The sequence below is a fragment of the Dactylosporangium sp. NPDC005572 genome (genome assembly GCF_040605515.1).
Lineage (GTDB): Bacteria > Actinomycetota > Actinomycetes > Mycobacteriales > Micromonosporaceae > Dactylosporangium.
The window spans coordinates 1-22,340 of record NZ_JBEXCY010000031.1; the positions used below are offsets into that span (position 1 = coordinate 1).

A 22,340-nucleotide genomic window follows, 5' to 3' on the forward strand; every position below is an offset into this window, starting at 1 on the left:
TCGGCGTTGGTCTGGCCCGGGATGCGTTTGGGCTGTGCGCTCATCGGTCGTCACCCTTTCCGTCCGCTCCGGCGACCGTGTCGGCCGTACCTGTATTTGACGCCCACCAGATCCGGACAGCTCCCTGGTCCGGCACATCCTGAGGAAGTCTTGCCGGGCCGGGCGGTCGCCGCGCTCAGCGCCGGCCCTTGTCGAGGTCGTCGCGGACCGTGGGTCAGGGCCGGCCCGCGAGAACGCGTCTCCTGCCATACGGGACAGAAACCGGCCTAAACGGTAGCTACCTTCGGCGGTACGTTCCCGGTTGCAGAGGAGTCACCCGATATGTCTGTCAAGGCGATCCCCGAGGGCTACACGACCGTCACGCCGTGGATCATCTCCCGCGACACGGGCGGGGTCATCGAGTACCTCCGGAGAGCGTTCCGCGCCGAGGAACTGGGCCGGGTGATCGACGCCCGTGGACTGATCGGGCACGCGGAGGTCCGCATCGGCGACGCGATCGTGATGCTCTTCGACGGCGACCCGAGTTGGCCCTCGACGCCCGCGTTCCTGCGGCTGTACGTCGAGGACGCCCACGCCGTGCACCGCCAGGCGGTCGAGGCGGGCGGCGTGTCCATCTCGGAGGTCACCCATCTGGCCTTCGGCGACCTGGTCGGGCGGGTGCGCGACCCGTTCGGCAACGTGTGGTGGATCCAGACCCGCATCGAGGACGTGACACCTGAGGAGATGCAGCGACGCTTCAGCGACCCGCAGTTCACCGCGGCGATGGAGTACATGCAGCGCCCCGAGACCGAGATCTTCCCCCGGAGCTGAGCCTCGACCGGCGTCGCTAGGGCGCGTTCAACCCTCACGGGAGCAAGGGTTCGCCGGCGGAGAGACAACCGCTCTGCGTCCATTCAGCCGCGTAGCACCCTGCGGCAACGCTGCTGCGCTACTCGCAGTCCTCGCCACGGCCCGCGGGTCGATCGGGCGGCGCGGCGTAGGTGAGGTCGCCGATGTCGAGTCCATGCCGGTGGAGCAGTTCTTGCAGTTGCGATGTGGTGCACCAGTGCTCGGCGCCCCAGGGGTCGATGACCCGGTTCCAGTTGCGTTCGCCGGTACCGTCGCGGTCGAGCCAGGACGACTCGACCGTCCACCCGTCGGCGTGCAGCACGGTCACCACACGGCAAGCTTTGCTCGACGTTTCCGCAGTTCAAGGGCGCTCGCCGAGATCACGAAAATTGCAGTGTTGTCATTCGTGGATCACGGCAGTGTGGAGGCGCCGTTACGGTGCGCGGATGGAGACGGGCTGCCGGTGGGCCGCGACCGCCGACGGGGCGGTAGTGGCGCTGAGGCTATTCGGGTGCGGCACCTTTCTTCTCCAGGGCTTTCACGATGGCCAATGAGTCTTTGAGGGAGCGGCCGGTCAACCGCCGAACCAACGCGACCGCCTCGATACGTTTACCCGACTTCACGAGCTGCTCGACCTCGGTCATCTCCATGCCCGGACCAGTGCCCGGTTCGCCGGGCCCGGCCGTCACGGCATCACTCGACTCGCCGTTGTCAGCAAGCCGCCGCAGCAGAATGCTCAACGCCCAGAAGAACACGAGCTCACCGAGCAGCCAGGGCCACACCTCGGCAAGGCTCTGTCGCCCCCTCGCCGGCGGAAAGATCAGTCCAGCGCAGGCGAGACCCGCCGCCACGAAGCTGCCCATTGCAAGGCTCCTCGCAACTCGCCGGGCCCGCTCGGACTTCAGCGCAAACAGGGCCATCCACGTGACTCGCTTCTACTTCGGCGGCAACTTCCCCGTGGCCATCCTTGAGGTCCCTGCCGCGTTTGGCCAGCGCGCACGGTCCGCGGCAGGTGCGGAAACGCGATCAAGCGGTGCGTGCGCGTTATCCGGTTGGCGATCAGGAACAAGACCTCGAAAATGACGACCGTGTTGGACTGGTTCTGTCGGGGCTGCGGCGTACGTGTCCGGACGAGCCTCCCTGACCACGTCGGCACCCTGTGCGGTCGCTGTGCCGCCGCCGCGACCTGGAGCCACCTTCCGACCAGCACGCAGAAGATGATCGATGACGCCATCCGGCGCGGAAACATCCAGGGCCTCCTGGCGATGCGCGCAGCCGATCCACCTATCGAATTGCCGCACGCGATGGATGTACTTGTGCTCCGCCATCGAGCCGGCGTCAGCCGCGACGCCTCAGGCTGAAGGGCTCGTTGCGCGCACGATCGGCGACATCGACTGTGCGCAGGCAGTTGAGAGCCCGCAGCGCGTGGCCGGTGAACGACCCGAACCGCCGATTTTCCGTCGTCCGCGATCCGTGATCATGATCAGCGGGTTCGTCCTGCGCTTGTCGTGGCGGCTTGCGAACCGGTGGTCAGGACGTCTCTGGTGGGTCGCTGGCCTGCGGTGATGCGCCAGGATCGGCACGGAAGGTCAGGCCGGCCGCGTCCAGTGCTGCTCGCAGGTGGCGGAGGGCGTAGGGCCCGACTCCGTGGAGTGCCTGCACCTCGCCCTCGCTGAGGCTGGTCACCTGTTCGAGGCGGACCACGCCCTGCGCGGTGAGCGCGCGTGTCGCGGCTGCGCCGATGTGTGGCAGTGGGGTGCCCGGCTCCGGTGCCGATTGGGGCTGGGCCGGCCGGGGATGGCCCTCGTGGTCCAGGACGGCGCCGCCGCGCGGCGAGAGCCGGTACCCGATGTCGAGCGACTCGGTCAGGCCGCGCTCCTTCAGCTTGCGCACGTTCTGTTTGAACGACGGGGTGTCACGGCCCATCCGCTGCGCGAGGTCGGGTGCCCGGGTGGCCGGCAGCTCGTCGATCAGCAGTAGCGTTGCCCGGGTCCACGGCCCGGCCGGCGAGGCGCGGTCGAGCCGGTCGAGCCACGTGACGATCGCGTCGATCTCCGCAGCGTCGGGTACCGCCTCCCGCAGCTCGTGCCGCGGGTCGGCGCCCGCGTACCGGAGCCCGATCCGATACACCGGCCGCTCCGGGTGCAGACGGTCCAACCCCTGCCGGAGCGCGGCCAACGACGCCGCGCCGGCCCGGCGGGCCTCCGCCGCGGTCAGCGAGCTCACCGGCACGCGGTCGACGGACGTGACCTCGACCAGTCCGACCGCGGTCCGCATCCGGGTGCCGGCCCTGACCCGAGGCCGTTCCCACCGGCGGAACGCCAAGTCGACATCGCCGGCCTGGATCGCCGCCAACTCTGCGGGACGCATCTGCACACCCCAGTTCAACACACGCCACGATCCGTGTGCATACCGCCGCGGAAACGGGTCACTCCGAGGTGTCAGGTCGGCGCCCCCGGGCAGTGTTCGCGCCGTGCTCGATGGCTCTGCGTACCGTCCGGTTCGCCGACGCCGGGTCGCAGCCCGTGGCACGGAGCAGGTCGCTCGCAGCCGTGCGCAGCTGGGTCACCACCGCGGAGCCGAAGTCGCTGACGCCGAGTGCCCGAGCCTGGCCGGCCTTGTGCACAGCGTCGTAGATCTTCCGGCGGGTCCGTTCGGGCTCGTATCCGGCCCGGTGCTCACGGCGCAGCGACTCGACCGCGTCGGCGAGCCGGTCGACGCTGACGGGCAGGTCGGCTGGAATCGGCTCGTGGTACTGCAGCGCCATCGCCGATCGGCGGGCCAGGCCCCGGCTGTGCTCGATGACGCGCTCCACCTGGACGGTGCCGCGGGCGAAGCGCTCCACGTCCTGGCGGCGCAGCCAGCGGGCCGGCGCCAGGCTGACCACCTCCTCGGCACCGCTGAGCGCCTGGTGCATCCGTTCGAGGTCGGGCCCCATGCTGCGGAGCGCTTCCAGGGCTCGAACCGCCCGTTGCCGGTCGTGTGTCGCCAGCGCCGTGGAAACCTCCCGCAGCTGATTGGCGAGGTTCAGGTAGATCGGGGCCGCGCTGCGATCGAGGATCCGCATCGGGTTCAGCGGCAGCAGCAACGCGACGACGACGAGGCCGACGACACCACCGACCATCGCATCGACGACCCGCGGCCATTCCAGGTCCTGCTGGGCCGGGGACAGGGTGGTCAGCAGCACCGCCGTACCGCCGGCCTGCCCGACGGCTGCCCCGCTGCGACCGAACAGCATCAGGGTCGCCAGGATCGCGCACCCGACGATGAGCCCGGTCTGCCAGAGCCCGGTGCCCAGGTACTTCAGCAGCAGATCGGTGACGGCGATGCCCAGCCCGACACCGAGCAGCAGCTCGGCGGTGCGGTGGGCGCGCTGGCCGAGCGCGGCGACGATCGTGCCCACGGCGGCGGACGGTGCGAAGACGGGTGCGGGGTTGCCGAGCACGTCGTGTCCGATGACCCAGGCCACCGCCGCGGCAAGTCCGGCCTGCGTCGAGATCACCAGGGCGACTTCGAACTGCAGCAGCCGCAGTCGCCCCGCCTGACCACCCCGGCCCCGAACCCGAGCCGCGGCCGCCCTCACCTGCGCGGCACCACGATCAGCCCGCAGCCGGCGGACACTTCGTCGAGGGTCACCAGGACTCACCCCGTACCGCTACCCCACCCGCACTGGGCGAATCCGCCCGATTACCGGCGGGCAGCCAGCGCCGGAGAGCTAGGAAGCGGCCGTCGCCGTGTGGGGCATGGAGACGGCGCTCACGACGACAGGAGGGTGTCGAGCGCGGCCAGCGCCGGCTCCGAGTTGCGCCGGCCGAGGCCGATCCGGAACCGGTCGGCGGGCACCGGCCCGACCCGCGACTCGTACAGGCCGGCCGGCAGCAGGATGACGCCCGCCTCCTCGACCGCCCGCCGGCACCAGGCCTCGACGCCGTCGGCGCCGCGGTACCGGGGGAAGGCCACGCACCCGGCGTCGGGGCGGCGCCAGTCGAACAGCTCGCCGTGCCCGGCGAAGAACGCGTCCATGAGCAGCAGGTTGGCCGAGACGATGCCGCGGTTGCGGGCCAGGATCTTCTCGCGGGCATGCAGGGCCATAGTGGCCAGCAGCTCGCTCGGGCCGGCGTTGCAGATCGACGTGTAGTGCTTGTGCCGTTCGAGCATCTCCAGGACCGCGTGGTCGCGGCAGGCGACCCAGCCGACCCGCAGGCCCGGCAGCCCGTACGCCTTGGACATCACGCCGACCGAGAGCGCCGTGTCGGACAGGTCGGCGGCCTGCGGCAGCGGCGCGTCGAACTCCAGGCCGCGGTACACCTCGTCGGACAGCAGCCGCGCGCCCGCCTCGGCGCACAGCTCGACGAGGCCCTGCCAGGTCGCCCGGTCCGGCAGCGCGCCGGTCGGGTTGTTGGGGAAGTTCACCGCGACGAGCGTGGTCGTGGGGCGCAGCGCCGCCCGGACCGCGTCGAGGTCGAGCCGCCAGCCGTCGGCCGGGTCCAGCGCGACGGCGGTGACGTCGGCGCCGCCCTCCAGCAGTACCGTCTCCGTCGACTGGTAGCCGGGCACCACCACGACCGCGTGGTCGCCCGGCCCGGCGAGCAGCTGCACGGACCAGTAGATCGCCTCCTCCGCCCCGGCGAAGACGAGGACGTCGTCGGGCGTGCACCGCTCGTAGGTCGCGGCGATCGCCTCCCGCAGCGCCGGCGTCCCCCAGGTCTCGACGTACCCGAGCCGCAGTTCGTGCAGGTCGGCGGCGCCGTCGCCGAGCTCCAGCAGCTCCGCCACGGTGAGGGTCTCCGCGTCGGAGCCGGCGAGGTTGTACCGCGCGACGAACTCCCACCGCGAGAAGTACGTCTCCAGCCGGAAGTCCGGCAGCCGGGGCCTCATGCGGCCGCCACCGCCTCGATCTCCAGCAGCCACGCCTCGTCGTAGATGCCCGTGATGATCACGGTCAGCGCCGGGCTGTGCCCGCCGAGCACCTCGTGGCGGATGCGGGAGTTGGCCTCCCGGTACCGCCGGTCGGAGAGGAAGACGGTGACCTTGACCAGGTGCTCCCGGCCCAGGCCGGCGCGGGCCAGCACGCCGAGCACGTTGGCCCAGGCGAGCCGGCATTGCGCGTCGAAGCTGTCGGGCACGGCGCCGTCCGGCGTCTCCGGGACCTGGCCGCTCACGTGCACGATCCGGGTGGCGCCGGTGAGCAGCGTGCCCTGGGCGTAGGAGCGGGCCTGCGGGTCGAGGCTGGTGATCTCCACGGCGCCAGCCTAGGCGTTGCGGCGCTGCTGGGCGATCCGGGCGAGGCGGTCCCAGGCCGGCGACGACGGCGCCGTCTTCGTCACCAGGCGGGCCAGCGCCGGGTCGACGCCCGGCGGCCCGGACGGCTCGGGGCCGCCGTGGCGGGCCAGCATCCAGCGCTCGGTCCGCTCGGCGAGCGCGTCGAGCCGCGGGTCGCTCGCGGACCACTCGAACGCGGCGTCGTACTCGAGGTACAACTGCTGAAACTCGGGATCGGTGATCGCCTGACGCTTGTCGGCGATCCAGACCGCCGCCTGCTGCGGGGACACCGACTGGAGCAGGATCCAGCCGTCGCGCTCCATCTGCACGGTCCGGCGGCTGACGCCGAGCGCCTCGAGGCGCTCGAGGTAGCCGGCGACCTCGTCGGAGACGAACAGCCGCTCGCCGGAGCCGAGCCGGGCGATGCGCTCGCGGGTGCGGTGCAGCTCCTCGGCCCGGGCCAGCAGGTTCCGGTCGATCTCCTCGATCGCCGCCGCGAACCGCTCGGGGTCCGCCGCCAGCAGCTCCTTGATCCGGGCCAACGGCACCCCGGCCTCCGCGAGGGTTCTGATCTTCACCAGTTGTACCGCGTGTGCCGCGCCGTAGCGGCGGTAGCCGGAGGAGTCGCGCGGCGGCTCCTCCAGCAGTCCGCGCTCGTGGTAGTGCCGGACGGTCTTGACCGTCACGCCGGCGTAGTCCGCGAGCTGACCGATGGTGATCATGTGTCCATCATCCGGCCTTCCGGGCGAAGGCGGCGACCGCCCACAGGTAGCCGGCCAGGGCGATCCCGGCACACCAGGCCAGGGCGACCAGCGCGCTGCCGCCCACCGGGGCGCCGGTGAGCAGCGCCCGCAGCGCGTCGGCGACCGGGGTGAACGGCTGGTACTCGGTGAACCAGCGCACCGCCGCCGGCATCGACTCGGCCGGCACGAACGCGCTCGACAGGAACGGCAGCAGGAACTGGATCGGCAGCGTCGCCCCGTTGGCGCCGGCGACCGTCTTCGCGCCGAGCCCGAGCGCGGCCGACACCCACGACAGGGCGAACCCGAACGCCGCGACGATGCCGGCGACCGCGAGCCAGTCGAGCACCGACGCGTGCGGCCGGAACCCGGCGAGCACCGCCACCGGGATGACCACCGCCGTCGTGATGAGCGTGCGGATGACGCCCGCACCGACGTGCCCGGACAGCACGGCGCCGCGGCTGACCGCCATGGTCCGGAACCGGTCGATGATCCCGCCGGTCATGTCGGTGCAGACGTTGATCGCCGTGGTCGAGGAGCCGGACGCCACGGTCATCATGAGGATGCCCGGCACCAGGAAGTCCACATAGGACGCTCCGGGTGCGCCGTCGCCCAGGCCGGCGCCGATCGGGCCGCCGAGGATGTAGACGAACAGGAGCAGCAGCACGACCGGCGTGAGGATGGAGGAGATGAGCATCAGGGGGTACCGGACGGTGTGCGTCAGCTCGCGGCCGAGCATCGTGGTGGCGTCGGTCATGACCGCTGCTCCTTGGTAAGGGCGAAGAACACGTCGTCGAGGTCGGGGGTGTGGATGGACAGGTCCTCGACGGGCACGTCGTCGCCGAGGCGGGCGAGCACATCCCGGACGGCCTTGACGCCGTCGCCGGGGACGCGCAGGGCGAGGTCCTCGTCGGCGACGGCATCGGGCAGGCGTGCCGCCGCGGCCTGCAGGGCGGCGCCGTCGGGGAAGCGCAGGCGCAGGTGGGCGCCGGGGATGCGGCGCTTGAGCTCGTCGGGCGTGCCCTCGGCGACGATCCGGCCGTGGTCGAGCACGGCGATGCGGTCGGCCAGCTGGTCGGCCTCCTCGAGGTACTGCGTGGTCAGCAGGATCGTCACGCCCTCCGCGACCAGGTCGCGGACCAGCTGCCACATGATGTGCCGGCTGCGCGGGTCGAGGCCGGTGGTCGGCTCGTCGAGGAAGATGAGCCGGGGCCGCCCCATGAGCGTCATGGCGATGTCGAGCCGCCGCCGCATGCCGCCGGAGTAGGTGGCGGGCGTGCGCCGGGCCGCGTCGCCGAGGTCGAACCGCTCCAGCAGCTCGGCCGCGCGGGCCCGCCGCTCGGCCGGCCGCTGGTGCAGCAGCCGGCCCATGAGCAGCAGGTTCTCCTCGCCGGTGAGCAGGTCGTCGACGGCCGAGAACTGGCCGGTGACGCCGATGAGGGCGCGCACGGCGGCGGCCTCGCGGCGCAGGTCGTGGCCGAGGATCGCGGCGGTGCCGCCGTCGGCGGCGATCAGCGTCGACAGGATGCGCACGGTGGTGGTCTTCCCGGCGCCGTTCGGCCCGAGCAGCGCGAGGACCTCGCCGGCGCCGACGCGCAGGTCGACGCCGTCGAGGACGACCTGGTCGCGGTACGACTTGCGGAGACCTTCGGCGAGCACCGCGGGGGTGTCGGTGGCGTTCATGCCCCCATGCTCGAACCCTGCCCCAGGGGCAGGGTCAAGCGCAACGTCAGGTGCTCTGCAGCTCCCGCCGGCGGACCGTTGTCCCGGCGGCGGCCGCGGCCGCCACCAGTACCGTCAAGGCCCCTGCCGCCAGCAGGGTGGTCCGGTCCGGGTCCAGCAGCGGCTGCCCGCGCAGCGCCTGCCAGGTGAGCAGGGCGATCAGCCCGGCGTAGCCGGCGGCCGCCACCCGCACCAGCCGGAGCCGCACGCGCTGGTCGGCGACGAACCCGGCCAGCAGCAGCGCCAGCAGCGGCAGGGCCTGCAGGGCGTGGATCCCGACGAAGTGGGCGATGCGCAGGTCGCCGCCGGTCGTCGACCAGCCGGTGACGGGCATGCTGGGGCCGCCGTCGGCGACGCCGACGCTGTGTGCGCCGACGAAGCCGTTGGAGGTACCGGCGTCGATGGCGGCCCGCTGGGCATCGGTCGGCATCGTCATCAGGAACGCCACGGCCATGCCGGCCAGCGACAGCGCGAAGCCGGAGCGCGCGGCCGAGCGGACCACCGGGTCGCCGTCGCGCTGCACGGCGATGACCACGGCCACCACCAGGCTGGCCGTCCACAGCACCATGACCAGGTTGCCCATGAGGCTCCACACGGTCTCGTCGAACGGTGTGGAGTTGTTGAAGTGGCTCGGCCGCCCGCGGACCGCCTGCAGCACGATGAGCACCATCTCGCCGAGCGAGGCGACGGTGACGACGGTGCCGGCCCACCACCCGGTGCGCCGCAACCGGTGTGCCTTCTTGAGCAGCCACGCCAGGGTCAGCGCGTACAGCCCGAGCGACACGGCGAACTTGAACGGCTTCAGCCAGGCGGGGCTGCCGACGATCTGCCGGTCGTCGGTGAACAACCCGACGAGCGCGACGACGGTCAGCAGCCCCATCGCGGCCGCGAACCACAACAACGGACGGTGCCAGCGCGGGCTCATCGTGAGGTCTCCATCTCCGACGCATTGAGGACCGCTTCACGGTCCCAATCCGCGGCCCCCGAATCAGCCCGGCGCTCCCCCGGATCCGGGGTACGGCTATCCCCAGTTCTGTGGGGCCTGCTGGCGGGTGGTGACGTTGATGCGGTTGAAGAAGTTGGTGGTGGCGATCCACAGCACGATCGCCCCCAGCTCGGGCTCCGTGAAGTGCTTCGCCGCCGCCTCCCAGATGTCGTCCGGGACCGCGTCGCCGCGGTCGGCCAGGCGGGTCGCCGACTCGGCGAGGTCCAGGGCCGCCCGCTCGGCGTCGGTGAAGTACGGGGTCTCCCGCCAGGCCGCCACGGCGAACAGCCGCTCGTCGGTCTCGCCGCGCTGCTTGGCGCTGCGGGCGCCGGCGTCCACGCACGGGCCGCAGCCGTTGATCTGGCTCGCCCGCAGGTGGACCAGCTCCAGCGTCGCCGCCGGGACGCCGGCCGAGTGCACGGACTTGTACAGCAGGTTGATCGCCTTGACGACGTCGGGCGAGGCCGGGTTCGTGATGCGTGCTTCCATGATCGTCTCCTGTCACATCGGAGCGGTTTGGTTCGTCGCTCAGATGACGGACCCGACCGGGCTCTTGTGACATATGTGGCGTAGGCCACAATGGAGGACATCATGGCGAACGACGACCTGCTGGCCGAGCGCTTCGAGCGCGTGCGGCCCCGCCTGCGCGCGGTGGCGTACCGCATGCTCGGCTCGCTCACCGAGGCCGACGACGCCGTGCAGGAGGCCTGGCTGCGGCTGCAGCGCACCGACGACCGGGAGATCGGCAACCTGGCCGCCTGGCTGACCACGGTCGTCGGCCGGGTCTGCCTCGACATGCTGCGCTCCCGCACCCAGCGCCGCGAGGAGCCGCTCGACCTCGACGCCGAGCCGCCGGCCGACGCGGCCGACCCCGAGCAGCAGGCGATGCTGGCCGACTCGGTCGGCCTGGCCCTGCTCGTCGTGCTCGACACGCTGGCCCCGACCGAGCGGCTGGCGTTCGTCCTGCACGATCTCTTCGCGGTGTCGTTCGACGAGATCGCCGTCATGGTCGGCCGCAGCCCCGCCGCCGCCCGTCAGCTGGCCAGCCGCGCCCGCCGCCGCATCCAGGCCGCCACCGACACCCCGGACACCCCGGACACCGACGCGCCCCGCAAGCGCGCGATCGTCGACGCCTTCCTGACCGCCTCCCGCGGCGGGGACATGGCCGGCCTGCTGGAGCTGCTCGACCCGGACGTGGTCCTGCGCGCGGACCTGGCCGCCGCCCGCCTCGGCTCGGCGGGCGAGACCCGCGGCGCCGAGGTGGTCGCCCGCTTCTTCGCCGGCCGCGCGCAGGCGGCGGTGCCGGCGCTCATCGACGGGGTTCCCGCGGCAGTGGTACTGCGGGAGAACCGCGTCTTCATCGCCCTCACGTTCATCGTCACGGCGGGCCGGATCGCGGCCATCGAGTCGATCGCCGACCCGGACGACCTGGCGGCCCTCGACATCACGTATCTCCCGCGATAGCCGGAAGCCGTCGTCCGAACGTCGACCCGGGTCGCCATTCCGTGCATCGATGTCGAGATCGGCGAATGTTGGCCGGTCGGCGCGGTGGCAGTACCGTCCGAATTCCGGTGCGAATGTCGCCGGAGAGCGGGGACGACCGCGTGCAGGACACCGGACCCGACATCGACCCGGACGGCCGCGCCACCGCCGCGCCCGGCGGGGCCGGCCGGCCCTTGTCGGAGATCGCCGGAGACGATTTCATTGCAGTGGTGACCACTCCTCCGAAGGACTCGTACGCGCTCGGCATCGCCAACGACTCGTACCGCTGGTACGTCACCGCGTCGAAGCGCTCCCGCCGGTCGTACCGGATCACCGACGTCTCCGCGGTCCTGATCTCCGCATCGATCCCGGTGGCCGCCGTGATCGCTCCCGACATCCCCACGATCCCGGCCGTCCTGGGCGCGGTCCTGGTGATCATCGCCGGGGTCCGCGCGATCTTCCACTGGCCGGAGAACTACCTCCGCTTCAGCCGCGCCCGCGAGGCGGTGGAGGAGCAGCGCCGCCTGTACCACGTCTCGGCCCCTCCGTTCCACGACCCGGCCACGCGCGACGAGGAACTGGTCAAGGCGGTGACCCGCATCGAGCAGGCGGAGATGGGCCAGTGGGCCCAGATAGCCGATCCGCGCCCCGCCCGCAAACCGGATCCGAACGAGTAGGCAGGTGCCGATGTAAGGTGTCGTCTTCCGATCGGAGGTTTGCTCTAATACAAGAAGTCGTCGATTTCGCGCACGTCGGCCGGGGGGCCTCATGTCGGTAGCACCATTGTCCGATCCGCCGCGTCCACCACCCGTTCCCGCCGGTTCGGCAATGGTGGCGGCGCCACCGGCAGACGAGGTTTCCGGCGTGCTTGTTCACCATCTGCGGATCGCCCGCCAGCGGGCCGCGGACCGGCAACCGGAACACGTGGCACGTTGGAATTCAGCGATCTAACCGCATCGATTACCCCGCCCGAACCATTCCGCCAGTTCGTGGTGAAGATTCACGGCCGCTGCGACCTCGCGTGCGACTACTGCTACATGTACGAGCACGCCGACCAGAGCTGGAAACGGCGCCCGCCGGCGATGACCGCCGACGTCGGCCGGCGCCTTTCCGATCGCATCGCCGAACACGTGCGACACCACCGGCTGACCGAGATCCGGGTGATCCTGCACGGCGGCGAACCGCTGCTCGCCGGGGTCGACGGCATCACCCGGCTCGTCGACGGGATCCGCGCGGCGGTGAACGGCGCGGCCGCCGTCCGGTTCGCGATCCAGACCAACGGCGTGCGGCTCGACCGAGCCTTCCTGGAGTGCCTGCGGGCCCTGGGGGTCAGCGTCGGCGTGAGCCTCGACGGGGGTGTGGCGGAACACAACGGGCACCGGCGCTTCGCCCACGGCGGAGCCAGCTTCCCGCGGGTGGCCGCCGCGCTGGAACTGCTCAGGAGCCCGCCCTACCGGGAGATCTACGGCGGCATCCTGTGCACCGTCGACCTGCGCAACGATCCGCTCGAGGTGTACCACGGCCTGCTCGCCTTCGACCCGCCGTTGATCGACCTGCGCCCGCCGCACGGCAACTGGGCGTTCCCGCCACCGGGACGGGTGCCCGGCGATCCGGCCACGCCGTACGCCGACTGGTTGATGGCGGTGTTCGAGGAGTGGTACGGCGCCCCCACGCGCTCGACCGGCATCCGGCTGTTCGACTCGATCATCCAGATGCTGCTGGGCGGTCCGAGCGACACCGAGGACATCGGACTCACCCGCACCGGTGCCGTGGTCATCGACACCGACGGCAGCATCCAGGCCAGCGACGTGCTCAAGACGACGCGGCCCGGCGGGCCGGAGACCGGGCTCAGCGTGCTGACCCACACGTTCGACGACGCGCTGGCCGCCCCGGCCATCCGCGCCGAGCAGCGGTCGCCGGCGACCGTGCCCGGTCCGTGCCGCGGGTGCGAGGTCGTGGCGGTGTGCGGCGGCGGCCTGCACGCCCACCGCTTCCATCCGACGGCCGGCTTCGACCGGCCCTCGGTGTACTGCCCCGACCTGCTCCGCTTGATCTCGCACGTCCGCGACCGGGTCCGCGCCGACCTGGCGCGGCTCCCGGCGGCTACATGACGAACGGTTCGAGGTCGAGGTCGATGCGCTGCTTGCTCTGGCCCCGCAGGGTGATCGGGTGGTCGGGGCCGAGCACCTCCTGGGCGTACTGCACGGCCTTGGCCCAGTACGTCTCGTCGTAGTTCCCGGTGGCGATCCGGCCGACCGCGTAGTTCATCATCGCCCCGATCGACGCGATGTTCTCCGGCCGCAGCGTCGTCTCGAGGATCTTGTAGGCCCGCTCGTCGGTCCGCCGGGCGTGTTCGAGGTCGCCGCCGGCCGCCGCCGCGTTGGCCACGTTCACCAGGGCGAGCGCCGTGATGGTGTGATCGGCGCCGAGCTTGGCGGCGAACGCAACGGCGACCTCCTCGGCGATCTTCCGGCCCCGGGCGGTGTCGCCGGTCTTGCGGGCGAAGACGGCGAGGTTGTTCCGCGCGACCAGCCGCAGCGGGTGGTCGATCGCGAACTGCGCCTCGTACGAGCGCTCGGCCGCCGTCACGAGGCGCAGCGCGCCCCAGTCGTCGCCCTGGTCGGACAGCACGTTGGCCTTCTCGACCCGGCAGCCGACGGTCGCCGGATGCTCGGCACCCAGCACCCGTTCGAAGCGCGGCAGCGCGCTGTCCAGCAGGGTCGCCGCCTGGTCGGCCTTGCCGAGCCAGCGGTAGGTCGTGGCGAGGTTGCGCATGGTCATCAGCGTGCTCGGGTGCTCGTCGCCGAGGATCTGCTTGCTCGCCTCGTAGACGGCCTCGAGCCGGCGGCGCGAGCCCTGCAGGTCGCCGAGGTCGCGTTCGTCGGTGCCCAGAGCGTCGGCGGAGGACAGCGTGAACGGGTTGCTGTCGCCCAGCAGGCTCCGCCGCTTCCGGTGGATCTCCCGGTCGAGATCGCAGGCATCGGAGTAGCGGCCGGCCAGGCGCAGCGTGAGCGCATAGTTGTTCGCCGCCATCAGGGTCCGCGGGTGTTCGTCGCCGAGCACGTGCTCGATCAGCGTGTACGTCTGCTCCTCCCGCGCCTGGGCCTCCGCCCAGCGGCCCTGCTCGCGCAGGTCCTGCGCGTAGCTGCCGGCGACCATCAGCGTGTACGGGTGGGCCTCGCCCTCGACCCGGGTGAGCCGCTCCAGCAGGTCGAGGTCGATCTCGTACGCCTGCTGCAGCTTGCCGAAGTCCCGCACGACGTTGGCGTACTGGAACCGCAGCAGGATGGTGTCGATGTCGTCGGGGTCGTCGATCGTCGCGGCCCACGCGGCGAGGGCCCGCTCGGCGAGCTGCTCGCACGCCGCCGCCTGGCCGCGCATGCGCAGATAGCGCACCAGGTCGATGATCAGCCGGCGCACGGCGGGGGTGGAGTCCTCGGCGGCGCGCAGCACGTCGACGTGCGGCCGCAGCAGCTCGTAGCGCGGCCAGTTGGTGGCGTTGTCAGCGTCACCCGGGTTGATCTCGGCGATGGCCTCCAGGGCCACGGCGTGGCTCTCCGCCTGCGCGGCCGGGTCCAGGTGACGCCGGATCTCCTGCTGGATCAGCACGTGCATACTGATGGTCCGGCTGGCCGGATCCGACTTGACGAGGCCGAACCGGCCGGCCTGCTGCACCAGGTGGCTCAACAGCAGCGGGTCGCGGAGGGTGGCGTCGTGCTCGGCGAGCACCGTCCTGATGCGCTGGGACCGCAGGATCGCGTTGGGGATCGGCGTCGCGGCCAGGAACGCGAAGATCTCCACCAGGCGCGCCGCGGCCCGGTTCTGCGCGCGCAGCGACTCCATCGCGACGGCGAACGCCGCCAGCGCCGCCTCGCCGTGCCGGTCCATCCGCTCCAGGAACTCCTCGACGGTGCCGGCGGTCGTGACCAGCCACTGCGCGCTGGCCTCGATCGCCACCGGCAGGTCGCCGAGCCGCTCCGCGAGTGTGTCGGCCTCGTTGCCGGTCAGGCCCGCGTTGCGCCTGTCGAACAGGGTGATGCTCTCGTGGCGCCGGAAGACGTCGACCGGCTGGACCTGCACGTGCCGGGACCAGGCCGCATCGCGTGAGGTGATGATGGTGTTGCCCGCGCCCTCCGGCACGTACTGCGCCAGCTGCGCCGGGTCGCCGGCGTTGTCGAGCACGACGAGCCAGCGCGACTGCGACTCGCGCAGTTCCTCGAGGATCCACGCCACGCGGCCACCGGGCTCGCGCGACTGCGGCACACCGAGGGCGTCGCCGAGCTCCTCGAAGCCGGACCGGGCCAGCTCCTCGCTGTCGGCCGAGATCCACCACACGTTGTCGTACGCGGCCGCGTACCGGTACAGGTACTCCAATGCGAGGGTGCTCTTGCCGACGCCGCTCATCCCGACGAGCGCCACCGGGGCGTCCTGCTGCGACAGCTGGTCGCGGAGGCGCTCGACGTCGACATCGCGCCCGACGAAGCCCGGGTTGCGCCGGATCGGCACCCGCCAGGTCTTCGCGTGCTCGGCGGGGTACCGGATGATGTCGCCCTCGACGTGTCCGTCGTCCGACGAGACGAACCGCACCCCGAGCGCCTTGAAGACCTCCTGGACCGCGGCCTCGCCCTTGAGGGTGGCGAAGTCGACGGAGGCCGCCACCGCGGTCGAGACCGGCAGCGGCGGGCCGTTGACCCGCATCGGCACGAGCAGGTCGGCCGAGCGTAGGTCGACCCGCTCCAGCCACGGACGCCAGTGGCGGTCGATCGTCTCGTACGTGAGGCCGTCGTTCGACACGAGCACGACGACCTTGTCGACACCGTCCAGCGCCGGTGTGTCGGACCCGGGCGGGATGAGCCCGCACTTGTGGCCGTGGTAGTCGAGCTCCTGCCGGATCCACTCCGCCCACACGCGGTCGATCGCGGCGTACTGCACCAGCACCCGCAGCTGGGCGCTCGATCCGCTGCGCTCGAACTGCGCCAGGACGGAGCGCCGCTGCTTCTCCGGGATCTCGGGCGCCACCAGCGGCTTCCCGGCGAGCATCCCGGCCAGCGCGACGTACGGCGCCAGCACGCTGCTGGCATCCTTGGGACGGTCGGCGAAGACCGCCAGGATCTCCTCGTACGCGTAGTAGGGCTTGTAGGGCACCTCGACGGCGCTCCAGTAGTCCTCGACGTCACGGTCGAGCTTGTCGGTGAACTGCCGGAACTTCCGCTGCGCCTCGTCGCGGCCGTGCTGCAGCTTCGCCTGCTCGCCCGACTCGACCCGCCCGGGCAGCGGGTAGATCGCGATGTCCCGCTCGGCGCCGTCGATCGTGTGGGCCACCATCAGCGCTCCCTCGACACCCTGCCGGTTGAGCGCGAAGCAGTTCACGACCGCGTCCGGCAGGAGCATGGTGAGGATGCCGGCGCTGTCGCTCAGCCCGGTGCGGCTGTCGACCAGGACGAAGTCGTAGTCGCGGCGCATCGCTTCGCCGAGCGCGCGGACGAACGCCTCCCCGGCGAACTTGTCCCAGAACAGGTGCCAGTCGAAGTTGCTGACCTTGGGCGAGTACTGGTTGTCCTGCTTGCCGGCCGGGATGAAGTCGAGGACGCCCGGGAACGTCCACGGCCACTTGAGCGAGAAGGACGCGCTGCTCAGGCGGGTGGCCTCGGCCATCCAGTCGTCGCCGACGACCTCGGCCTGGGCGGCGTTGCAGTACTTCTGCAGCAGCTCGATCAGGCCCTCGGTGCGGCGCAGGTCGGGATCGCGCATGAACGGCTGGAAGTACCGGTGCAGGCCGGGCGACTCCAGGTCCCAGTCGATCGCGAGCACCCGGTAGCCGTTGCTGGCCAGCGCCCAGGCGGTGTTGGCGAGGGCCATCGTGCGGCCGCATCCACCCTTGTACGAGTAAAAGGTGATGACGCGGCCGTTGCGCGGGCCGGTTTCGGCAGGCATCGACAGGGCTCCTTCGGCAGCTACAGGCCGATCAGACGCTGAAGTACGGGAAGTCGGACGGGCGCTTCGGCGGTTGCGGCGGTGACGACGGTTCGGCCGGCGGCGGGCCGGCTTGCGGCGGGATGTTCAGTTCTGACGACCGGTCTGGCGGGAAGGCCTGCGGCAGCTTGTCGAAGGCCAGGCCCGGCACCAGGGACGGAAGCCGATGCGCTCGGGCACGCCGCACGATCAGTCCGGCGAGCCTGGCTACAAATGCATCGTAGTCGTCACGCAAAGCGCTTGACTTCGCCACGGCGTGCAACCCGAGTTCGTGCACGACGTCGGACAGGCTCCGGTCGACGTACTGGATTTCGTCGGCCACCGGCGGCATCGGCGACTCACGCCACCGGACCGGCAACAACACCGGAGCCATCGTCTGACGGCCCGTCTCTCGCCGGTCCTTCGCCTCCCGGTCGGCGAAGGCCTGCCACTCCTTGCCGCAGGACCCGCTGTTGAAGTACGTCGGAGCGGTCAGGGCGACGAAGACCCCGCAGGTGCCGAGCGCCTCCCGGAGCTCGTACGACCAGTTGTAGCCGAGCCCGAGGGAGACGATGCTGAGGAAGCCGGTCCGTGCGGGGTGGTTCATGCCGAGACCGGCCTGGGCCCGCACCTCGTCGCGCAGCCGGCCGAAGAAGTCGCGGACCAGGTCGTTCTCGGCCTTGCTGGTCTCCGCGAAGCTGAGGAAGAAGAAGAGGTCCGGGTCGGGTAACGGGCCGGTGCTCACGGGGCATCCAGCAGCGGCAGGCTGCGGGCCCGGCTGCCCGGTGCGACGCGGCGCACCTTCGCCGACCGGAACGCCGCGCTGCGGGCCGTCTCCAGCACCTCACCCAGGTCGTCCTCGAACGCCTCGGTGGTCTCCGGGCCGATCCGCAGCATGCGGTCCGACCACGCCCGCCGCAGCGTGAGCAGCCGGGCCAGCGCGTCGCCGAGCGTCGCGCGGGCGCGCTGCGTCTCCGGATCGTCGGCGCTGAACGGCACGACGACCGCGGTCGACGGGCCGTGGTGCCGGTTCACCTCCTCGAGGGCGGCCCGGTAGTCGGTGATGCGGACGACCCAGGCGTCGACGAGCATCACCACGATCTCGTCGGACGCGTCGGCCCGCTCCAGGACGTCGACGATGTCCTCGACGTCGTCGACCACCTCCGAGTAGAAGAGGTGGTCGGCCGCGACCGCCTGCGCGCGGCGGGCGAGCGCCTCGCCGTCGGCCGGTTGGTAGGGCCGCCAGTCGGCCCGCTCGGCGCCGTAGAACTCCAGGTCGCGCCGGACCGGCTCCATCTCGTCGCGGCGACCGGCCGCGACGACGAACCGCACGGCCGGCGTCGGTGCAGCCACCGGAACCGGCGTGGAGCGGCCAGTCGCGTCGCGGCCCATCTTGCGGAAGGCGTTCGGCGTGGCGCGATACGGCAGGAGGGTCACGGCGCGGCGGACCGGATCCGCGCGGCCCGTCTCGACGACGTGGCGGGCCAGCCGGTCGATCATCTCCCGATACCGCGCCTCGTTGACGGTGAGGCGGGCCAGCGCCCGGACGTCTTCGGCGCGGCCGATGTCGCTGGCGAACCGGTCCGCCGGCAGGCGTTCGGGCAGCCGCGCGTCGCCCCAGGCCAGCGGGATGAGCGCCCGCGGCCGCCGGCCGGTCTCGGCCTCGTGCTGGAGCAGCCGGTCCTGAAAAGCCCACCATTCGCGCCCGCAGCGGTCGGTGAGAAAGTATCGCTCGGATCCCACGGCGACGAATGCCGTGCATTCCGCGAGCGCCGCCGCAGCCTCGGCGCTCCAATCACCGTCGACAATCTCGGCGTCGGAGCTGAGAAACACCTGGGTCGGATTCCCGGGCTCGTCGATCAGCCGGATGGCGTCGCACAGGTCATGGACCAGCGCCTCGGCGTAGTCACCGTCGTCGGCTGGGCGATAACTCAGAAAAACGAACGCCACAGCCCCTCCGGACACAGATCGATTGGACGCGGAGCGGCAACAGGACCCGCCAATGTCGCGGAGTCCTCCTGAACCATATGCTTACACGCCCTGTCCAGGTTCACGCAATTCCGACCCGTCGCTCACAGGAATCCCGGAAAATCCGACATATCGTAGCAGGGTGCCTTCGGCGTTTGTCCGTGCAGTTCAGCCAACCAGTGTCACGGCGCACGGAAAACACCCGTGCCGGGTGAACCCCGGACGGTTCGTTGCCGGATGCGCCGCATTGACCTGGTTGCCGCAGGTTACGGCTTGGCACAGCCGGACGGAACCGCCTGATTGGAGAACATCGATCGTGCGTTCAGAGGTCGGCCAGGGGGTCGAAGGGCCAGTCGGCCGTGACCACCAGCGGGCCGACGTGGCGGTGGGGCTCGGCGCCCGAGCGGTCCTCCGCCGTCTCCGACTCCGCCGCCGTGGACTCCAGCGCGGACCAGAACGGCTCCAGCTCGGCCGCCGAGCCCGTCACCCGCAGGATCGGGCCGGGGTCCAGGGTCACCGTCAGCGCGGCGGCGTCGGTCAGGGTCTGGACCAGCCTGCCGTTCATCAGCGGCGCCTCGGCCGACGTCGACCGGAGCGCCTTGGCCAGGGCCCGCAGGGCCTCCGGGGAGCCGGCCAGGTCCAGGTCGTCGCCGTGGTAGCGGAGGCGGCAGCGCTGCTCGTTGGTCATGAGCGACTCTATCCCGGCCGCCTTCCGCAGCAGGTACCGGCGCTCCACCGCGATCGTCGCCCGGGCCGCGGCCGCGCGGTAGGAGCTCACCGCCGTGCGGTAGGAGCCCGAGAGCTCGTGCAGGTGGGCCCGGACGGCCGGGAGGCGGTGGCCGTTCGCCAGGGCCTGGTGGTCTTCGAGGAGTGCGAGGCGGCGCAGGCCCTCCGCCGGGCCCTCCACCATCGCCGCCGCCACGGCCGCGTTCAAGGAAACCACGGGCGACGGCGTCATGCGCTCCAGCAGGCCGTACAGGGCCAGGATCTGCGGCCAGTCGGTCCGCAACGTGCTGGGGGCGCGGTCGTGCAGCGCGGCGATCGCGGCCTGCAGCTGGTACGGGCCGACCCGGCCGCGGACGACCGCCGCGTTCAGCAGCGCCGTGCCCTCGGTGACCAGCGTGCGGTCCCAGCGGGTGCGGTCCTGTTCTGACAGCGGGACCAGGTCACCGAAGGGACCGCAGCGGGCCGGGCGGCGGGCCTCGGTGAGCAGCATCAGCGCCAGCAGGCCGGCCACCTCCGGGTCGTCGGGCAGGCTCCGGTGCAGCATGCGGGCCAGGCGGATCGCCTCGGCCGACAGTTCGGCGCGGCCCGTGTGGCCCTCGTTGAAGATGAGGTACAGCACGTGCAGCACATCGCCCAGCCGGTCCGCGGCCGGCGGGCCCAGCGGCACCGCCTGGAGCCTGGCCTTGGCGCGCGAGATGCGCTGGGCCATCGTCGCCTCCGGCACCAGGAACGCCTTCGCCACCTCGGCGGTGGTCAGGCCGCCGACCGCCCGCAGCGTCAACGCGATCGCGGAGGCCCTGGTCAGCGTGGGGTGGCAGCACAGGAAGAGCACGGTCAGCGTGTCGTCGTGCTGGTACGGGCGAGCGTCGCCGGCCGGTGCCGTGCGCGCGGCGAGCGCCTCGCGGCGGCGGCGGGCCTCGTCGCCGCGGAGCTGGTCGAGCAGCTTGCGGGAGCTGGTGCGGATCAGCCACGCGAGGGGGTCGTCGGGGCGGCCGTCGACCGGCCAGTGGGTGGCCGCGGCGAGCAGGCCCTCCTGGACGGCGTCCTCGGCCGTGGCGAAGTCGCCGTAGCGGCGCACGAGCGCGCCGAGGACCTGCGGCGCCAGCTCGCGCAGCAGGTCCCCGATCGCGGCAGCGGTCACAGCGCCTCGAAGTCGGCGCCGTCCATCACCCGGCGGATGACGATCGGCTGCTGCAGCGGTACACCACCCGGGCCGGGCACCTGGGAGATCCGCGCCGCGATCTCGATCGCCCGCTGCTCCGACTCGACGTCGACCAGCTGGTAGCCGGCGAGCATCTCCTTGAACTCGGCGAACGGCCCGTCGGTGACGACCGGCGCGCCGCGGCCGTCGGAGGTGACGGTCCTGGCCAGCTCGGGGCCGGTGAGCGCGTGGCCGTCGAGGAGCTCGCCGGTCTCGGTGAGCTCGCGGTTCAGGGCGTCGTAGTAGTTCATGTGCGCCTTGACGTCCTCGGGCGCCCACTCCTCCATGGGCTGCGGGATCACGCCGGGGCGGTAGTCGACGATGAGGAAGTACTTGGTCATGTCCGGGTCCGTCCTTCCGTCCAGTGCCGTGCAACCCCAGGACGGAGCCGCTCACCCGTTCTCGACATCATCCTCGAGAATTTCTCAACGAAGATCCGATTGTCCGGCACAGGTCGACGGTCCGCGCGGCGAAGGCGGTCTCGTTGTCGAACCAGGCCGACACCCCGCACAGCGGGCCGACCGTGCGGGTCAGGCTGGCGTCGACGATCCCGGAGGCGGTGCTGCCGAGCACGTCGGAGGAGACGAGCGGCGCCTCGGAGTACTCCAGCAACGCGCCGAACCGTGAAGACCGCAGCGCCGCGTTCACCTCGCCCGGGGTGACGGCGCGGCGCAGCCGCACGGCCAGGCCGGCGAGGCAGCCGCCCGGCACCGGGACCCGCACGACGAGGCCGTCGACCCGGCCGGCCAGCCGCGGCAGCACCCGGCCGACGTGCCGGACGGTCGGGTCCTCGACGGGGACGATGTTCAGCGCGGCGGCCCGGGCCAGCCGGCTGCGGGCGCTGACGTCGAGCAGCGACTGGCTGGTGGTGTACGCGTGGGTGGTCAGCGACGAGGCCGCCTCCACGCCGAACGCGCCGTCCAGCACGTCGAGCACCAGGCCGATGCAGTTGACCGGGCACGAGCCGTTCGACACGACGTGGTGGCGGGCCGGGTCGTAGGAGTCCTCGTTCAGCCCGACGACGAAGGTCGCGTCGGCGTCGGCGTCGAAGTGCGGCAGGATCACCGCCCGGGCGCCCGCCGCCAGGTGCGCCTCGGCGGCCCGCCGGTCCGGGCGCGGGCGGGTGGCCTCGACGATCACGTCGACGCCCAGGTCCCGCCAGGGCAGGGTGGCCCGGTCGGGCTGGTTGAGCACTTCGGTACGGCGGCCGCCGTCGACGAGCAGGCCGCCGGCCACGGATGTGACGTTCCACCGCAGCGCGCCGAACGTGGAGTCGCGGCGCAGCAGCCAGGCCGCGAGGGCGACCGGCATGAGGTCGTTGACGGCGACGATCGTGACGCCCGGCGTGGCCAGCGCCGCCCGCATCACCGACCGGCCGATCCGCCCGAACCCGTTGATCGCCACCCGGACCGGGGCGGTCACGGGCGGGCGCGGATCGACTGCCGGGAGTTCATGACGGTTGCTCATCATGGCG

Annotated in this window: 22 protein-coding genes; 5 read left to right on the forward strand and 17 right to left on the reverse strand. The window is 71.8% G+C overall.

Annotated features, from left to right (window positions below; genetic code table 11):
• Positions 1-321 precede the first annotated feature (321 nt).
• Positions 322-810, forward strand: coding sequence for a VOC family protein (locus ABZS66_RS17800; protein ID WP_354758812.1), 489 nt, complete (start codon positions 322-324; stop codon positions 808-810).
• A 118-nt stretch (positions 811-928) separates the two neighbouring features.
• Here the strand turns inward: ABZS66_RS17800 and ABZS66_RS17805 are convergent, their stop codons facing one another.
• Together ABZS66_RS17805 and ABZS66_RS17810 are read right to left on the reverse strand one after the other, a co-directional pair.
• Entirely contained in the window at positions 929-1,156 is a 228-nt protein-coding gene (locus ABZS66_RS17805) for a hypothetical protein (protein WP_354758814.1), read from the reverse strand.
• Between the two features lie 175 nt (positions 1,157-1,331).
• Entirely contained in the window at positions 1,332-1,691 is a 360-nt protein-coding gene (locus tag ABZS66_RS17810; protein ID WP_354758816.1) for a hypothetical protein, read from the reverse strand.
• Between the two features lie 174 nt (positions 1,692-1,865).
• Between ABZS66_RS17810 and ABZS66_RS17815 the strand changes: the two genes are divergently transcribed.
• Positions 1,866-2,189 carry a hypothetical protein gene (locus tag ABZS66_RS17815; RefSeq protein ID WP_354758818.1) on the forward strand — a complete coding sequence of 108 codons (324 nt, stop codon included), beginning with the start codon at positions 1,866-1,868 and terminating at the stop codon, positions 2,187-2,189.
• Positions 2,190-2,358: 169 nt separating this feature from the next.
• Here ABZS66_RS17815 and ABZS66_RS17820 read toward each other — a convergent pair whose 3' ends face one another.
• The 9 genes from ABZS66_RS17820 to ABZS66_RS17860 all read right to left on the reverse strand — a co-directional run bounded on the left by ABZS66_RS17820 (position 2,359) and on the right by ABZS66_RS17860 (position 10,026).
• Complete coding sequence (locus ABZS66_RS17820) at positions 2,359-3,198, reverse strand: hypothetical protein (protein ID WP_354758820.1); 840 nt, start codon at positions 3,196-3,198, stop codon at positions 2,359-2,361.
• Positions 3,199-3,256: 58 nt separating this feature from the next.
• Complete coding sequence (locus ABZS66_RS17825) at positions 3,257-4,330, reverse strand: FUSC family protein (protein ID WP_354758822.1); 1,074 nt, start codon at positions 4,328-4,330, stop codon at positions 3,257-3,259.
• Positions 4,331-4,584: 254 nt separating this feature from the next.
• The gene (locus ABZS66_RS17830; protein ID WP_354758824.1) at positions 4,585-5,706 is read right to left on the reverse strand and encodes an aminotransferase class I/II-fold pyridoxal phosphate-dependent enzyme; all 1,122 of its coding nucleotides are present in this window, start codon (positions 5,704-5,706) and stop codon (positions 4,585-4,587) included.
• Complete coding sequence (locus tag ABZS66_RS17835; RefSeq protein ID WP_354758826.1) at positions 5,703-6,071, reverse strand: RidA family protein; 369 nt, start codon at positions 6,069-6,071, stop codon at positions 5,703-5,705. The genes ABZS66_RS17830 and ABZS66_RS17835 overlap by 4 nt, the downstream gene beginning before the upstream one ends.
• A 9-nt stretch (positions 6,072-6,080) precedes the next feature.
• The gene (locus ABZS66_RS17840; RefSeq protein WP_354758828.1) at positions 6,081-6,812 is read right to left on the reverse strand and encodes a MerR family transcriptional regulator; all 732 of its coding nucleotides are present in this window, start codon (positions 6,810-6,812) and stop codon (positions 6,081-6,083) included.
• A 7-nt stretch (positions 6,813-6,819) separates the two neighbouring features.
• The gene (locus ABZS66_RS17845) at positions 6,820-7,587 is read right to left on the reverse strand and encodes an ABC transporter permease (RefSeq protein WP_354758830.1); all 768 of its coding nucleotides are present in this window, start codon (positions 7,585-7,587) and stop codon (positions 6,820-6,822) included.
• Positions 7,584-8,513 (reverse strand): ATP-binding cassette domain-containing protein, encoded by a 930-nt coding sequence (locus ABZS66_RS17850; RefSeq protein ID WP_354758832.1) that lies wholly within the window; start codon positions 8,511-8,513, stop codon positions 7,584-7,586. Before ABZS66_RS17850 ends, ABZS66_RS17845 begins: the two co-directional genes overlap by 4 nt.
• Before the next feature lie 46 nt (positions 8,514-8,559).
• Positions 8,560-9,477 carry a hypothetical protein gene (locus ABZS66_RS17855; RefSeq protein WP_354758834.1) on the reverse strand — a complete coding sequence of 306 codons (918 nt, stop codon included), beginning with the start codon at positions 9,475-9,477 and terminating at the stop codon, positions 8,560-8,562.
• A gap of 96 nt (positions 9,478-9,573) precedes the next feature.
• The gene (locus tag ABZS66_RS17860) at positions 9,574-10,026 is read right to left on the reverse strand and encodes a carboxymuconolactone decarboxylase family protein (protein ID WP_354758836.1); all 453 of its coding nucleotides are present in this window, start codon (positions 10,024-10,026) and stop codon (positions 9,574-9,576) included.
• Between the two features lie 102 nt (positions 10,027-10,128).
• On the opposite strand from ABZS66_RS17860, the gene ABZS66_RS17865 reads away from it, so the two are divergent.
• The 3 genes from ABZS66_RS17865 (at position 10,129) to ABZS66_RS17875 (ending at position 13,130) form a co-directional block, all read left to right on the forward strand.
• On the forward strand, positions 10,129-11,001 hold the full coding sequence (locus tag ABZS66_RS17865; protein WP_354758838.1) for a sigma-70 family RNA polymerase sigma factor: 873 nt from the start codon (positions 10,129-10,131) through the stop codon (positions 10,999-11,001).
• A gap of 140 nt (positions 11,002-11,141) precedes the next feature.
• Positions 11,142-11,696, forward strand: a complete 555-nt coding sequence (locus tag ABZS66_RS17870; protein WP_354758840.1) for a DUF4231 domain-containing protein — start codon at positions 11,142-11,144, stop codon at positions 11,694-11,696.
• Positions 11,697-12,008: 312 nt separating this feature from the next.
• The gene (locus tag ABZS66_RS17875) at positions 12,009-13,130 is read left to right on the forward strand and encodes an FxsB family cyclophane-forming radical SAM/SPASM peptide maturase (protein ID WP_354758842.1); all 1,122 of its coding nucleotides are present in this window, start codon (positions 12,009-12,011) and stop codon (positions 13,128-13,130) included.
• On the opposite strand, the gene fxsT is transcribed toward ABZS66_RS17875, so the two are convergent.
• The 6 genes from fxsT to ABZS66_RS17905 all read right to left on the reverse strand — a co-directional run bounded on the left by fxsT (position 13,123) and on the right by ABZS66_RS17905 (position 22,336).
• A complete protein-coding gene (gene fxsT / locus ABZS66_RS17880) occupies positions 13,123-16,953 on the reverse strand; it encodes an FxSxx-COOH system tetratricopeptide repeat protein (RefSeq protein WP_354758844.1) in 3,831 nt (1,276 codons plus the stop codon). The two genes, ABZS66_RS17875 and fxsT, sit on opposite strands and share 8 nt — an antisense overlap.
• Positions 16,954-16,984: 31 nt before the next feature.
• The gene (locus tag ABZS66_RS17885) at positions 16,985-17,716 is read right to left on the reverse strand and encodes a toll/interleukin-1 receptor domain-containing protein (RefSeq protein ID WP_354758846.1); all 732 of its coding nucleotides are present in this window, start codon (positions 17,714-17,716) and stop codon (positions 16,985-16,987) included.
• Positions 17,713-18,921: an FxsC protein gene (gene fsxC / locus ABZS66_RS17890; protein ID WP_354758848.1), complete on the reverse strand. Its 1,209-nt coding sequence runs from the start codon at positions 18,919-18,921 to the stop codon at positions 17,713-17,715. The genes ABZS66_RS17885 and fsxC overlap by 4 nt, the downstream gene beginning before the upstream one ends.
• A 340-nt stretch (positions 18,922-19,261) precedes the next feature.
• Complete coding sequence (locus tag ABZS66_RS17895; RefSeq protein WP_354758850.1) at positions 19,262-20,806, reverse strand: DUF6596 domain-containing protein; 1,545 nt, start codon at positions 20,804-20,806, stop codon at positions 19,262-19,264.
• Complete coding sequence (locus tag ABZS66_RS17900) at positions 20,803-21,207, reverse strand: YciI family protein (protein ID WP_354758852.1); 405 nt, start codon at positions 21,205-21,207, stop codon at positions 20,803-20,805. The genes ABZS66_RS17895 and ABZS66_RS17900 overlap by 4 nt, the downstream gene beginning before the upstream one ends.
• A 67-nt stretch (positions 21,208-21,274) precedes the next feature.
• Entirely contained in the window at positions 21,275-22,336 is a 1,062-nt protein-coding gene (locus ABZS66_RS17905; RefSeq protein ID WP_354758854.1) for a glyceraldehyde 3-phosphate dehydrogenase NAD-binding domain-containing protein, read from the reverse strand.
• Positions 22,337-22,340: the final 4 nt, after the last annotated feature.

Coding starts and splice junctions, on each gene's coding strand:
- ABZS66_RS17865 (WP_354758838.1), top strand. CDS start 10,129: ATGGCGAACGACGACCTGCTGGCCGAGCGCTTCGAGCGCGTGCGGCCC.
- ABZS66_RS17810 (WP_354758816.1), bottom strand. CDS start 1,691: ATGGGCAGCTTCGTGGCGGCGGGTCTCGCCTGCGCTGGACTGATCTTT.
- ABZS66_RS17830 (WP_354758824.1), bottom strand. CDS start 5,706: ATGAGGCCCCGGCTGCCGGACTTCCGGCTGGAGACGTACTTCTCGCGG.
- ABZS66_RS17860 (WP_354758836.1), bottom strand. CDS start 10,026: ATGGAAGCACGCATCACGAACCCGGCCTCGCCCGACGTCGTCAAGGCG.
- ABZS66_RS17845 (WP_354758830.1), bottom strand. CDS start 7,587: ATGACCGACGCCACCACGATGCTCGGCCGCGAGCTGACGCACACCGTC.
- ABZS66_RS17820 (WP_354758820.1), bottom strand. CDS start 3,198: ATGCGTCCCGCAGAGTTGGCGGCGATCCAGGCCGGCGATGTCGACTTG.
- ABZS66_RS17905 (WP_354758854.1), bottom strand. CDS start 22,336: ATGATGAGCAACCGTCATGAACTCCCGGCAGTCGATCCGCGCCCGCCC.
- fxsT (WP_354758844.1), bottom strand. CDS start 16,953: ATGCCTGCCGAAACCGGCCCGCGCAACGGCCGCGTCATCACCTTTTAC.
- ABZS66_RS17900 (WP_354758852.1), bottom strand. CDS start 21,207: ATGACCAAGTACTTCCTCATCGTCGACTACCGCCCCGGCGTGATCCCG.
- ABZS66_RS17850 (WP_354758832.1), bottom strand. CDS start 8,513: ATGAACGCCACCGACACCCCCGCGGTGCTCGCCGAAGGTCTCCGCAAG.
- ABZS66_RS17800 (WP_354758812.1), top strand. CDS start 322: ATGTCTGTCAAGGCGATCCCCGAGGGCTACACGACCGTCACGCCGTGG.
- ABZS66_RS17855 (WP_354758834.1), bottom strand. CDS start 9,477: ATGAGCCCGCGCTGGCACCGTCCGTTGTTGTGGTTCGCGGCCGCGATG.
- ABZS66_RS17840 (WP_354758828.1), bottom strand. CDS start 6,812: ATGATCACCATCGGTCAGCTCGCGGACTACGCCGGCGTGACGGTCAAG.